This window comes from Candidatus Cryptobacteroides sp. (assembly GCF_056207615.1).
Genome location: NZ_JBAEER010000028.1, coordinates 1 through 12,661, shown reverse-complemented (window position 1 = coordinate 12,661; position 12,661 = coordinate 1). Strand labels below are relative to the sequence as shown.

The 12,661-nt window shown below is 53.7% G+C and carries 11 protein-coding genes; 5 read left to right on the top strand and 6 right to left on the bottom strand.

Annotated features, from left to right (window positions below; genetic code table 11):
* The 4 genes from AC06ND_RS01630 to AC06ND_RS01615 all read right to left on the bottom strand — a co-directional run.
* Positions 1-268 (bottom strand): OB-fold nucleic acid binding domain-containing protein (locus tag AC06ND_RS01630; RefSeq protein ID WP_475677251.1); only part of this gene is annotated, 268 nt, incomplete at its 3' end.
* 65 nt (positions 269-333) lie between these two features.
* A complete protein-coding gene (gene rsmA / locus AC06ND_RS01625) occupies positions 334-1,143 on the bottom strand; it encodes a 16S rRNA (adenine(1518)-N(6)/adenine(1519)-N(6))-dimethyltransferase RsmA (RefSeq protein ID WP_475677250.1) in 810 nt (269 codons plus the stop codon).
* 272 nt (positions 1,144-1,415) lie between these two features.
* The gene (locus AC06ND_RS01620; protein ID WP_475677249.1) at positions 1,416-3,572 is read right to left on the bottom strand and encodes an elongation factor G; all 2,157 of its coding nucleotides are present in this window, start codon (positions 3,570-3,572) and stop codon (positions 1,416-1,418) included.
* A 112-nt stretch (positions 3,573-3,684) separates the two neighbouring features.
* Positions 3,685-3,885: a hypothetical protein gene (locus AC06ND_RS01615; RefSeq protein WP_475677248.1), complete on the bottom strand. Its 201-nt coding sequence runs from the start codon at positions 3,883-3,885 to the stop codon at positions 3,685-3,687.
* A gap of 144 nt (positions 3,886-4,029) precedes the next feature.
* Between AC06ND_RS01615 and AC06ND_RS01610 the strand changes: the two genes are divergently transcribed.
* Positions 4,030-4,503 carry a helix-turn-helix domain-containing protein gene (locus AC06ND_RS01610; protein WP_475677247.1) on the top strand — a complete coding sequence of 158 codons (474 nt, stop codon included), beginning with the start codon at positions 4,030-4,032 and terminating at the stop codon, positions 4,501-4,503.
* 39 nt (positions 4,504-4,542) lie between these two features.
* Positions 4,543-5,133, top strand: coding sequence for a ribonuclease HII (locus AC06ND_RS01605; protein ID WP_475677246.1), 591 nt, complete (start codon positions 4,543-4,545; stop codon positions 5,131-5,133).
* Between the two features lie 3 nt (positions 5,134-5,136).
* Here AC06ND_RS01605 and pheS read toward each other — a convergent pair whose 3' ends face one another.
* Entirely contained in the window at positions 5,137-6,171 is a 1,035-nt protein-coding gene (pheS, locus tag AC06ND_RS01600) for a phenylalanine--tRNA ligase subunit alpha (RefSeq protein ID WP_475677245.1), read from the bottom strand.
* Positions 6,172-6,198: 27 nt separating this feature from the next.
* A complete protein-coding gene (locus AC06ND_RS01595; protein ID WP_475677244.1) occupies positions 6,199-6,621 on the bottom strand; it encodes a hypothetical protein in 423 nt (140 codons plus the stop codon).
* Between the two features lie 56 nt (positions 6,622-6,677).
* On the opposite strand from AC06ND_RS01595, the gene AC06ND_RS01590 reads away from it, so the two are divergent.
* From AC06ND_RS01590 to AC06ND_RS01580, 3 genes are read left to right on the top strand one after another with little or no spacing between them, the layout of a single operon-like run.
* Positions 6,678-8,438, top strand: a complete 1,761-nt coding sequence (locus AC06ND_RS01590; RefSeq protein ID WP_475677243.1) for a dipeptidase — start codon at positions 6,678-6,680, stop codon at positions 8,436-8,438.
* 4 nt (positions 8,439-8,442) lie between these two features.
* Positions 8,443-10,548, top strand: a complete 2,106-nt coding sequence (locus tag AC06ND_RS01585; protein WP_475677242.1) for a 4Fe-4S binding protein — start codon at positions 8,443-8,445, stop codon at positions 10,546-10,548.
* 5 nt (positions 10,549-10,553) lie between these two features.
* Positions 10,554-12,623 carry a S46 family peptidase gene (locus AC06ND_RS01580; RefSeq protein ID WP_475677241.1) on the top strand — a complete coding sequence of 690 codons (2,070 nt, stop codon included), beginning with the start codon at positions 10,554-10,556 and terminating at the stop codon, positions 12,621-12,623.
* Positions 12,624-12,661: the final 38 nt, after the last annotated feature.

Below are 12,661 nucleotides of genomic sequence, written 5' to 3'. Positions count from 1 at the left end.
CGGTAGCCATCTTGGAATTCTTGCTCTCACGCTCGAGAACCTCTCCAACAACCTGGATGACATACTCCCTACCGAGTGAAGAAGCAGCCTCCTGAAGCTCTGCGGAAGCGGTAGCCTCGACCACGAGCTGGGTGATGCCGTAACGGTCACGAAGATCAACGAAGGTCATACCTCCGAGTTTGCGGGACTTCTGCACCCATCCTGCGAGGGTGACCTTCTGTCCTACGTTTTCAATGCGGAGTTCACCGCAAGTATGTGATCTATACATATATGTTATTATTTATTGTCAATGACGGGCGCAAAGGTAATAAGTTTTTACGAAGATTGAGTTTTTCATGCAAGCTTCTTGGCGAGCTCGACGAAATCCTCGACTCCGAGGCGTTCCGGCCTGAGGTCGAAGACTGGATCGGAGACGAACTCCGCCTGCTGCTCAGGAGTCCATCCCAACTGCTGAGCCTTCGCAATCACGAGTGGCTTGAGCGAGTTCCTCAGAGTCTTTCTCCTCTGGTTGAACGCAGTCTTGACGACGTTCTTGAAGAGAGCCTGGTCGCATCCGAGATCGGTACGGCCGTTCCTGGTAAGACGTATGACGGCGGACTTGACCTTAGGAGGAGGGTTGAAGGCACCCTCACCCACGGTGAAAAGGTACTCGATGTCGTACCACGCCTGGAGAAGCACCGAAAGAATGCCGTAGGTCTTGGTACCCGGCTTCTCCGCGATCCTCTCGGCAACCTCCTTCTGTATCATGCACACGACCTGAGGCACCTGATCCTTGTGGTCGAGAATCTTGAAGAAGATCTGAGACGATATATTATATGGGAAGTTTCCTATCACGTCGAAACTGCCCTGGAAGAAGTTTCCAAGGTTCAGCTTGAGGAAATCCGCCTCGATGAGCGAACCGTTTATCTTAGGGAAATGGACAAGTAGATAGTCTACCGACTCCCTGTCGATCTCGACTGCTCTGAGGGCAATCTCGGGACGCTCGAGAAGGTACTGGGTAAGGACGCCCATGCCGGGTCCTACCTCGAGCACGTCTGTCGTTGAATCTGCGGGACAGAGGAGAGCGTCCGCAATGCTCTGCGCTACCTTAAGGTCAGTAAGGAAATGCTGGCCCAGGGCTTTCTTTGGTCTAACTTCGCTCATGCTGCAAAGATAACAATAAATCAAAAAGGGCGACCTTCACAGGCCAGCCCTTTTTAAAGTGTAGACTTTTACTAAGTATGTGTAATTTGTTGTGTGTTCAGTAAGTTTCGTTTTCTGACATTGCAAAGGTAGCAGAGCATGAAAGAAATGCAAAATTTACCTTTTAACATATTCGCAAACGCATTCGCGATTTCACAAAAACGCCACTCAGGGGCTCTGAGTGGCGTTTTTCTTATGCACTTTCTTCGAAACTAAATTGTCCGAAAATTTGATTATTCATCAGAATCCTCATCCTGGTAAGCCTTGAGAAGCTTGTCCTGAACGTCTGCAGGTACTGGCTGGTAGTCTGCAAACTCCATTGTGAAGGTAGCTGAACCTGAGGTGAGAGAGCTGAGGGTAGTCGAATACTTGTAGAGCTCTGCCTGAGGAACGCGTGCCTTGAGGACTGAGAAGCCGCGGTCAGTTCCCATACCCTCGATGATAGCACGACGGTTCTGGAGATCTGACATACAAGCACCCATGTAATCAGCAGGAGTCATGACGTTGACGTTGAAGATAGGCTCCATGATCTTAGGACCTGCGATACGGAAAGCCTCCTTGAATGCGTTACGTCCTGCGATGATGAACGCGATTTCCTTAGAGTCTACCGGATGCATCTTACCATCATATACGAATACGCGGATGTCGCGTGCGTATGAACCGGTGAGAGGTCCTTCCTCAAGCTTCTGCATGAGACCCTTCTTGATGGCTGGCATGAACGAAGCATCGATGGCACCGCCGACAACGCAGTTGTAGAACTCGAACTTACCACCCCATGGAAGTACGGTCTCCTCCTTGCCCTTGATGTTGAGCACCTGCTCCTTGCCGTCGATCTTGAACTTAGCTGTAGTCTCTACGCCTTCGATGATAGGCTCCACGAGGAGGTGAACCTCACCGAACTGACCTGCACCACCCGACTGCTTCTTGTGACGGTACTGTGCGGTAGCGACCTTGGTGATGGTCTCACGATAAGAGATCTTAGGAGCGAAGGTCTCGACTGCGACCTTGTTCTCGTTGAGAAGTCTCCACTTCACGAAGTTGATATGCTGCTCGCCCTGTCCCTGGAGGATGGTCTGCTTGAGCTCCTTAGCGTACTCTACGATGATGGTAGGATCCTCTGCCATGATCTTGTTGAGTGCATCGCCGAGCTTCTCCTCATCCTTCTGGTCAGCTGCCTTGATAGCGCAGCGGAACTTAGGAGCCGGGAATACGATATCCTTGTAGATAATGTCTGAACCAGGAGCAGAAAGGGTTGCGTTGGTCTTTGCTGCGCGAAGCTTCACGGTACATCCGATATCACCGGCACGGAGTTCCTGAACGGCCTCTTTCTTCTTACCTGCTACGGCATAGAGAGATGAGAGACGCTCCTTGTCACCGGTAGCGGCATTCTCGAGGTCCTGACCGAGGGTCACGACACCTGAGTTAACCTTGAAGTATGCAACCTCACCGAGGTGCTGCTCCACTGCGGTCTTATAGATGAAGATAGCGGTCTTGCCTGACTCGTCGCAAGGGATGACCTTGTCGTCCTTGGTGTAGATCTTTCTCTCTGAAGGAGCGGCAGCCACCTTGATGGTGAACTCCATGAGCCTCTTGACACCGATGCTCTTCTTTGCAGAAAGACAGAAGATAGGATAGCAGTCGCCCTGACGGATACCGATTCCGAGGCCCTGACGGATCTCGTCCTCTGAGAGCTCACCCTGCTCGAAGAATTTCTCCATGAGAGAATCATCGTACTCGGCAGCCTTCTCGATGAGGGCCTGACGAAGCTCCTCTGCCTGATCCATGAGCTCTGCTGGGATCTCCTTGTCCTCACGCTTTCCGTTCTCGTCGAGGAAGTGATAGTACTTCATCTTGAGCACGTCAACGAAACCGTCGAAGCCGAGTCCTGGGTTTACAGGGAACTGGATTACGACTGGCTTGTTCTTGCCGAACGCAGCCTTGATGGTCTCAAGGGTGTTGTCCCAGTTGGCCTTCTCGCCGTCGAGCTGGTTCACACCAAGAATTACAGGGACCTTATATTCTTCAGCAAATCTCTCGAAGATCTGAGTACCGACCTCGACGCCCTGCTGTGCGTTCACGAGGAGGATACCTGTCTCGACCACCTTGAATGCAGATACTGCACCACCTACGAAATCGTCGGAACCAGGAGCATCGATGATGTTGAACTTGGTGTCCATGAACTCGGTATAGACCGGAGTTGCGAATACAGACTTCTGGTTGGTCTGCTCGTACTCGGTGTTGTCCGATACGGTGTTCTTAGCCTCGACAGTACCTTTACGGTCGATGACCTTGCCTTCATAGAGCATGGCCTCCGCGAGAGTGGTCTTACCAGACCTGGTACTACCGAGGAGGACCACATTACGGATGTTCTGGGTTGAATAAGTCTTCATGTGTTATCCTGTTTTGTGATTATTAAATCATGCGGTTCACCCAAATTATCGGGTGTGTCTCGCAAATTTAAAAAATCGCAAGCAGAATAGCAACATCTGGAGGTGGTTAATTTTATATCCTTTCGCGGTATCTGTCGACAATATCCTCGCCCGAGTACCCTACGGTATCGCGCAGATATCTGTCCATCGCCTCAGGATCGACGCCTATGAGCTCGCATATTCCTTCGAAGTCCATGTCCGGGCTCCGGAGTATCTCTCCATGCTCGAGGAGGTCATCGAAACTCACAATCTGCATTCGAGTAATTTCTCCCATGATCTTTAGGTTTGAACACAAATATTGGGGAAGAAATCCAAAAAATCAAGCCTTCTCACAATTTTCTTGTGAATGTCACAATTTCCCCATGCGGGCTTTCACAAACCAAGGCTTTACTTTTGCGTCGTCCAAGAAATCCGCAAGATGATCATCAAGGCAGTATGCACAAACATCCTCGAACTGAGAAAGGAGACGAAGCTTTCGCAAAAAGAGTTTGCGGAAAGCCTGGGTGTTTGCGCCAACACGATCTACAACTACGAGAAAGGTAATACTGCCGTAAGCCAGAAGGTAATCTCTGCCATCAAGCAGGTATACGGTGTCGACGTCACCACCATAGGCAAGCTCATTCCCCAAAACGTTACCGCCCCGGAGAAGGTTGAGGACAACGCCATGACTTGGGAAAACGGAACCAGAAACGCTAGCGGTCTCAACGAAGAACTCGAGAGAGAGCGCAACAACAACGAGGGCCTCCACGAAGTGATCGGCAAGCGCAATGCGGAGATCCAGGAGCTGAGAGCCGAAAACGAGAGCCTCAGACAGAGGGTGAAGGAACTTGAAGGGAGTCTCGCAATATATCTCAGGAAGGACGAATTTGGAGCAGAGCAGGAGAATGACTAATTTTGCTCCATGCCCAAGGAGATACATCTGCTAAACCATATGCACGAAGGCCTGATCGAGGCCGGTTGCGACGAGGCCGGACGCGGTCCCCTCGCCGGACCCGTGTTCGCCGCGTCCGTGATACTCCCCGAAGACTTCCACCACCCGCTCCTGAACGACTCCAAGCAGATGACCGAGAAAGCAAGAAACATCTTGCGCGAGGTTATCGAGAAGGAAGCCGTGGCCTTCGCCGTGGAAGAGGTGAGCGCGGACGAGATAGACACGATCAACATCCTCAACGCCTCCATCACCGGCATGCAGCGCGCCGTACTGCGGCTGGACCCTCGCCCACAGTTCCTCCTGATCGACGGCAACCGCTTCCGTCCCTTCGACAGCTACAAATACACGGACTACGCCACCGTGGTCAAGGGCGACGGGAAATATGCGCCCATTGCTGCGGCATCGGTGCTCGCCAAGACCTACAGGGACGAGCTCATGCGCAAGCTGGCCGCCGAATTCCCGATGTACGGATGGGACAGGAACATGGGCTATCCTACCCCGGAGCACATAGACGCAATACGGCGGTACGGAATGACTCCATACCACCGTAAATCTTTCCATGTAAAGGAACTTGAACCGTCCCTTTTCTGATTTCTAGAGTGAGGTCTCGAACTCCTTGAGGAATCTCATGTCGTTCTCGAAATAGTTGCGGAGGTCCTTGACCTGCCACTTGAGCATCGCGATGCGCTCCACGCCCATACCGAAGGCGAAGCCGCTGTACTTCTTGCTGTCGATGCCGTTCGCCTCGAGCACGTTAGGATCCACCATACCGCAGCCGAGGATCTCGAGCCAACCGGTACCCTTGCAGACATTACATCCCTCGCCGTGGCAGATGTTGCAGCTTACGTCCACCTCTGCCGAAGGCTCGGTGAACGGGAAGTATGACGGACGCATGCGGATCTGGGTCTCAGGACCGAACATCTCGCGAGCGAAGAGGAGGATGGCCTGCTTCATGTCGGCGAAAGTGACGTTCTCGTCGATGTAGAGGCCCTCGACCTGATGGAAGATACAGTGCGCACGTGCGCTGATCGCCTCATTGCGGAATACTCGGCCAGGACAGATCACGCGGATAGGAAGCTGCATCTTCTCCATGCAGCGAACCTGCACGCTTGAAGTATGGGTACGGAGAAGAACTGGATTCTTCTGCTCGTTGTCTGTTACGAAGAAAGTGTCCTGCATCTCACGTGCAGGGTGCTCTGGAGGGAAGTTGAGCGCCTCGAACACATGCCAGTCATCCTCGACCTCAGGACCTTCTGCGACATCGTATCCGAACTTGCGGAAGATGCCGACGATCTCCTCGCGGACGATGCTCACAGGGTGACGTGAACCGAGTGGATAGCTGTCGCCAGGAGCGGTAAGGTCATTGGCGGACGATCCTGACGCAGATGCGAGCGCAGATGCGGCGCTCTTGAGCTCATCGATCTTTGCGGCAGCCGCGTTCTTGAGCTGGTTGAGCTTCTGTCCGAACTCTCTCTTCTGCTCCTTGTCTACGTTACGGAACTCCTCGAAAAGACGAGTGATCTCGCCCTTCTTGCCAAGGAGGCGCACGCGTGCCTCTTCAATTTCCTGTTCCTTCTGGCACTTGAGATTCTCAATGTCTGCCAGTATAGCTTCGATTCTTTCTTTCATCTTTCTTGAATTGGACGGCAAAGATAGTTAATTTTTCTTTTTGACGGCCGACTGTTCGAGCTTTTCGCGACGCTTGTCACGTGCCTTCTGGAGCCTTGCGGCACCTCTCCTGAGGTATTCGTCCCACTGCTCCTGGGTGAATATCTTCCTGTATGACTCGTCAAGCATGTCGAGCCACTTGTCCTGCACCTGCTGATAGAGGCTGGTGTTTCCTATCTTGGCGGCCTGCATGTCGTTGATCTCGTCAGTCATTCCATGGTACACGACCTTGAGGGTGGAGTCCACCTTGAAGGTCTGCCAAGGCTCGAGCTTGAGGTCGATCTCGAGGCGGTCCGCCTGCATCTCACACCTCTCGTCGAGGTCCGGAGTCTTCTCCGACGACTGCGCCGAAGCAGCCAAAGTGCTGAATAATACTACTGCTAAAGCAGTAACTACGAATTTTCCCTTCATAGTCAATGATTTTTTATGTAGATTTGCAAAAGTACATAATTTGGGCCAAAATGACAATGAATAAAATATTCTCATACATCGCAGCCACCGCAGTGGCGGTCGCAGCTGCGGACATGCAGGGAGAGGCTTGCACCAATGTGCTCATCACCCGCGGAGCCAGCGTCGACGGCAGCTGCATGATCTCCTATGCGGCAGATTCGCACCAGCTCTTCGGGGAGCTCTATTTCCGCCCGGCAGCGGACTGGAAGCCAGGTTCCATGCTCAAGATCCATGACTGGGATTCAGGAAAGTACCTCGGAGAGATACCGCAGGCAGCCCACACATACAAGACGGTCGGAAACATGAACGAGCACCAGCTCATCATCGCGGAGACCACCTTCGGCGGACGCGAGGAACTCTGGGACCAGGGCGGAATCATGGACTATGGTTCGCTCATCTACATCGCTCTCCAGAGGGCAGCGACAGCACGCGAGGCTATCGACATCATCGTGGACCTTGCCGACACATACGGTTACTATTCCGAGGGTGAGTCATTCTCGATCGCAGACAAGAACGAGGTCTGGGTGATGGATCTCATCGGAGGTGGAAAGGACCGCAAGGGCATACTCTATGTCGCACGCCGCGTTCCTGACGGATACATCTGCTCGCATGCAAACCAGGCCAGGATCAGCACCTTCCCTCAGAACGACCCTGCAAACTGCATATATGCCAAGGACGTCATCGACTTCGCACGCGCCAAGGGCTGGTACACCGGCAAGGACGAGGACTTCAGCTTCTGCGACGCATACGCACCGCTCGACTTCGGCGGAATGAGAGGCTGCGAGGCTCGTGCATGGTCAGCTTTCAACATCCTCTGCGAGGGTCAGTTCACCTTCATGGACGACAACGGCAGGGAGGTGACCGTCCCTGCTGACCACTACCTCCCTTATGCGATGGGATACGACAAGAGCCTCCGCTTCCCTCTCTTCGTGAAGCCAGCGAAGAAGATCAGCGTCAAGGATGTCGCCGAGGTGATGCGCGACCACTATGAGGGTACCCCTATGGACATGACCCAGGACATCGGTGCCGGCGGAAACGCACTCCCTTACCGCTGGAGACCTATGGGCTTCGAGATCGACGGCAAATCGTACACCAACGAGCGCGCAATCGCCACCCAGCAGACCGGATTCTGGTTCGTAGGACAGGCCAGGGGATGGCTCCCTGACGTGATCGGAGGCATCGACTGGTTCGGCACTGACGACGCTGCGACCTCATACCTCACCCCTATCTACACCAACACCGACGAGGTTCCCGAGTGCTTCCGTGAAGGTAACGGCGACATGCTCACCTACTCGGCCACCTCATCATTCTGGATGAACAATCGCGTCACCAACGCCTGCTACAGGATGTACAACATCATGCAGCCTACCGTCAAGGCAGCCATCGACGAATGGGAGAACGCACGTCTGGAGGAGATCGCATCCATCGACGAGAAGGCCCTCAGCCTCTACAACAAGGCTATCGCGAAGCCGGTCAAGGCAATCAAGCGCAACGACAGCGTGAAGAAGACCATCGATCCGTTCCCTGAGGTCAGGAAGTACCTCACCGAATACTCAGTCAACACTGCCCAGACCATCTTCAACAAGTGGGTTGCCCTCGAAGAGCTCCTCCTCGTGAAGTACATCGACGGCAACGTGAAGGCCCAGGACGAGAACGGAAATTTCATCACAAACGGAAACGGCGGCAACATTCCTGACGGAATCAGCCAGCCTGGATACACAGAGAAATGGAAACGCACGGTAGCCCTCACCCACGGCGCCGTCATAGAAGAAAGGTAATATCATGGCAAAGTACAATTACAAGAGCAATTGGCCACGCTACGTCCTCGAGTGGGGCGTTCTTGCGGCACTCATCATCCTTATCACAGGTCTCGCCAAGGTCGTGATCCCATCCCTTGCTGAGGCCGATCCGGAGAGATACTGTCCGATGGGAGGTCTCGAGGCGCTGGTAACCTTCTTCAAGAGAGGCTCCCTCCCTTGCACGATGAGCACTGTCCAGATCGTGATGGGCATAGCCCTCGCTGCTGCAGTGATACTCTTCAGCAAGCTCTTCTGCGGCTATATCTGTCCTGTCGGCACCGTCGAGGACCTTCTCGCAAAGCTCCGCAGGAAACTTGGCGTCAAGTCTCTCGTAATCCGTAACGGCAGCGTCGCTGACAAGGCCCTCCGCATAATCAAGTACGTGCTCGTATTCGTGGTATTCTACATCACGGCAACCAACAGCGAGCTCTTCTGCAAGAACTTCGACCCATACTACGCCGTCGCTACCGGCTTCAAGGGTGAGATCACCCCATGGATGGCCTGCCTGTCAGTGCTCACCGTGATCGGCCTCGGCTTCTTCATCGACAGCTTCTGGTGCCGCTACATCTGCCCTCTCGGCGCGGTGTCCAATTCCCTCAAGTTCTGGGTGTGGGTGCTCGTGCTCTTCGCAGTATGGTATGTCGCTGACGTGATCGGACTCCATCTTCCATGGACCGTGCTCCTCGGTGCGTTCTGCCTCCTGGGCTACCTCCTCGAGATCCTCGTCAGGAAGCCTAAGTTCCAGCTCATGCACATCTACAAGGAGGAAGAGACCTGCTGCCACTGCGGACTCTGTACCAAGAGATGTCCATACCATATCGATATCGACTCATGCAACAACGGTATCATCCGTTCTGTCGACTGTACCCTCTGCGGCGAATGTACCGCAGCCTGCCCTAACAAGGCCCTGAAGATCGGTGTCGCACAGAAGGCGAAGGGTGGCGTATGGAAGTATGTCCCTGCGATCATCACCGTCGTTCTCGTCGTGACCGCCATCATCCTCGGCCGTCGTCCAGAGTTCGAGATTCCTACCATCAACGAGACCTGGGGACTCGAGAAGCTCGGTCCTGACAGCACCATGGTGCAGGTCGTAGACATCAACAGCCTCGAGACCATGGAGATGACCGGACTCAAGTCCGTGAAGTGCTTCGGAAGCTCGACCGCATTCATGAACAAGCTCATGCGCATCCCTGGCGTGCACGGAGTGAAGACCTTCGTCGTACACCACAGAGCCATCATCACATACGACCCTAAGAAGACTACTCCAGAGGAGATCCAGAGCGAGGTTTTCGTACCTGTACGCGTGAAGACCGACAAGAGACCGGACCCAAGCCAGGTCAAGGAAGTCAAGGTTGTCACCATCAGGACCGACAAGATGTTCGACCGCATGGACTTCACCTATCTCGGCCTTCAGTTCCGTGACACCGACAAGGAAATCTACGGACTCGAGAGCGAGTTCGCCTGCCCTCTCATCGTGAGGGTGTTCCTTGCTCCTGACGAGAACATCACCGAGGCTGAGCTCCGCGAGCTCGTGGAGAGAAAGGAACTCCATACCTACAATCCTACCACCGGTGACCTCGTGAAGACCATTCCTGTTGACTTCGAGTTCGTGAGGATGGAGCCGGGCGAGGAGACCATCACCATCGCCGAGTTCCTCAACAAGATGTTCGACGGATTCGACAGCGGCGTATTCAACGGACGCTACATCAACGAGGATGGCGAGGAGTACATCGAGAAGCGCGACAAGCACTACGAGGGACAGCCTCAGTACATCTATGAGATCGCAAACCAGGACTATGAGAAGCCTATATTCAAGAGGGCAAGCGCATTCCAGTATCTCTCCAACCATATCTCGAAGGAGAGCTGCGAGGGTGTCATCTCCCTCAAGATGGCTCTGAACAAGGACCTCGTTCCTTCTATCCAGATCCGCTTCACCGAGCCAATGACCGAGGAGAAGATCTGGGAGGTGATCAACGAGAATCCATGGAAGATCACCTATGCCCGTGACGACGTCCGCGACGTCCCTGCGAAGATCACCTTCGACACTCCGGGCATCGTCTACCCCTATGAAGAAACTTCTGAAGAATAATTGACATGATTCGCAAGATCATCACGGTATCGTTAGCGGCCATTCTCGCCGTCAATGCATACGCCGATGAGGGAATGTGGCTGATAAATGCCATCAACAAGGCCCTCGAGGCAAAGATGCATGAGCGTGGCCTGAAGCTTTCGGCACGTGACATATACGACGCAGACGCAGAAGGTGCAAGCCTGAGCGACGCAATCGTCTCGCTCGATTTCGGATGCTCCGGCAGCGTTATATCCGACAACGGACTCATCATCACTAACCACCACTGCGCCTATTCTGACGTCTTCTCGCTCAGCACCCCTGAGCACAATTACCTTGAGGACGGCTACTGGGCCTTTTACCAGAAGGACGAGATTCCTATCGCAGGTAAGGGCATACAGTTCCTCAAGAAGGTCATCGACGTCACCGACGAGGTGAATGCCTTGATCGCAGACTACAAGGAGAAGAACCTCCCCCTTGGCAGCAGGAAGCTCTCCCATGTGATGGAGACCAGATATCAGGAAGAGACCGGCTATGACGCATTCCTCTACAACATGTGGTCAGGAAGCAAGTACTACCTGGCCCTCTACCGCGAGTACAAGGACATCAGGCTCGTCGCGGCACCTCCTGTTAGCATCGCAGCATTCGGCGGGGACATCGACAACTGGGAATGGCCTCAGCACAAGGGCGATTTCGCAATGTACAGGATATATACTGCTCCTGACGGAAGCCCTGCCAAGTATTCCGAGGACAACGTCCCTCTCAAGAGTACCAAGAAGCTCGAGATATCGCTTGACGGAATAAAGGAAGGAGACTTCACCATGGTCATCGGATACCCAGGTAAGACCTCCCGCTACAGCTCTGCTCCCAAGGTCAACTCGCTCGTCAATGTCACCATGCCGGCCGCGACCAAGGTCAGGAAGGCCAATATGGACATCACCAAGAAATGGATGGATGCCGACCCTGAGGTCAGGCTCCTCTATTCCGACTGGTTCTTCGGTCTGAGCAACGTACAGGAGCTCGAAGAAGGAGAGGTGGAGTGCTGCAACAGGTTCGAGGTCGTGGACAAGATACGTCGCGAGGACGAGGAGCTCCAGGCATGGATCATGGAAGACCCCGCACGCACGGAGAAGTGGGGTAACGTGCTGACCGAACTCCGGAAGAAATGGAATTCGCTCGACAATTTCCTCAGGTCGGAAACCTATGCGAGGGAAACCCTCGTACGTTCGTCTCGTCTCGGCGTCGTGTGCATCAGGCTCCACTCCAACCTGAAGAATGCGAAGAGCAGGATCGAATCCGACGTGGAGTCGCTCGACCTGCGCGTGGAGAAGGAAATCTACAGGAGCAGCATGAGGCTCTTCTTCGAGAATGTCGACAGGCAGTATTGGGGCGTATACCACAAGGCACTCGAGATGTACTACCACAAGGACTATGAGAGGATGTGCAACGAGACCTGGTCAGGCAGCATCTTTGCGAGCAAGAAAAAGGTTAAGGAATTCGCAGCTTCTGACGAGCTCATCGATGACGATCCAGTGTACAAGTTCTACACGGATCTCCAGATGAGCGACCTCAACAGGATCGAGACCAGAATAGACCGCGCTCCTAACCGCACCGAATTCGGTCATGAATACACCAAGGCTCTCTATCAGATGCGAGAGGAGAAGGGTATCCCTCAGTATCCTGACGCAAACTCGAGCATGAGGATCACCTACGGAACCGTAGGCGGAATCGAGCCTTTCGACGCAGTGGTCTGCTCATGGGCATCTACCGCGAAGGGCATACTGGAGAAATACAATCCTGACAACTATGACTTCAGCCTGAAGCCTGAGTGGAAGGAGATCGTTGCGACCTACGACGGTACCGTGAACTTCATCAGCGACAACGACATCACCGGAGGTAATTCCGGCAGTGCCGTGATGAATGCAGAAGGCAAGCTCGTCGGTCTGGCTTTCGACGGAAACAAGGAGTCGCTGGCTTCGGACGTATACTATACTCCGGGCTACAACAAGTGCGTTTGCGTGGATATACGCTATGTGATCTTCATCCTCCGCGCTCACCATTTCGACCGTATCCTCAGCGAGCTCGCTCTCGACTAATCCTCTTACTATAATAGTAACGGCGGCCTCCTCCCGGA

Bases quoted from the DNA above. Each gene is read 5' to 3' on its own strand.
- AC06ND_RS01615 (WP_475677248.1), bottom strand. From the start codon at position 3,885: ATGGGAGAAATTACTCGAATGCAGATTGTGAGTTTCGATGACCTCCTC.
- rsmA (WP_475677250.1), bottom strand. From the start codon at position 1,143: ATGAGCGAAGTTAGACCAAAGAAAGCCCTGGGCCAGCATTTCCTTACT.
- pheS (WP_475677245.1), bottom strand. From the start codon at position 6,171: ATGAAAGAAAGAATCGAAGCTATACTGGCAGACATTGAGAATCTCAAG.
- AC06ND_RS01605 (WP_475677246.1), top strand. From the start codon at position 4,543: ATGCACGAAGGCCTGATCGAGGCCGGTTGCGACGAGGCCGGACGCGGT.
- AC06ND_RS01595 (WP_475677244.1), bottom strand. From the start codon at position 6,621: ATGAAGGGAAAATTCGTAGTTACTGCTTTAGCAGTAGTATTATTCAGC.
- AC06ND_RS01590 (WP_475677243.1), top strand. From the start codon at position 6,678: ATGAATAAAATATTCTCATACATCGCAGCCACCGCAGTGGCGGTCGCA.
- AC06ND_RS01610 (WP_475677247.1), top strand. From the start codon at position 4,030: ATGATCATCAAGGCAGTATGCACAAACATCCTCGAACTGAGAAAGGAG.
- AC06ND_RS01580 (WP_475677241.1), top strand. From the start codon at position 10,554: ATGATTCGCAAGATCATCACGGTATCGTTAGCGGCCATTCTCGCCGTC.
- AC06ND_RS01585 (WP_475677242.1), top strand. From the start codon at position 8,443: ATGGCAAAGTACAATTACAAGAGCAATTGGCCACGCTACGTCCTCGAG.
- AC06ND_RS01620 (WP_475677249.1), bottom strand. From the start codon at position 3,572: ATGAAGACTTATTCAACCCAGAACATCCGTAATGTGGTCCTCCTCGGT.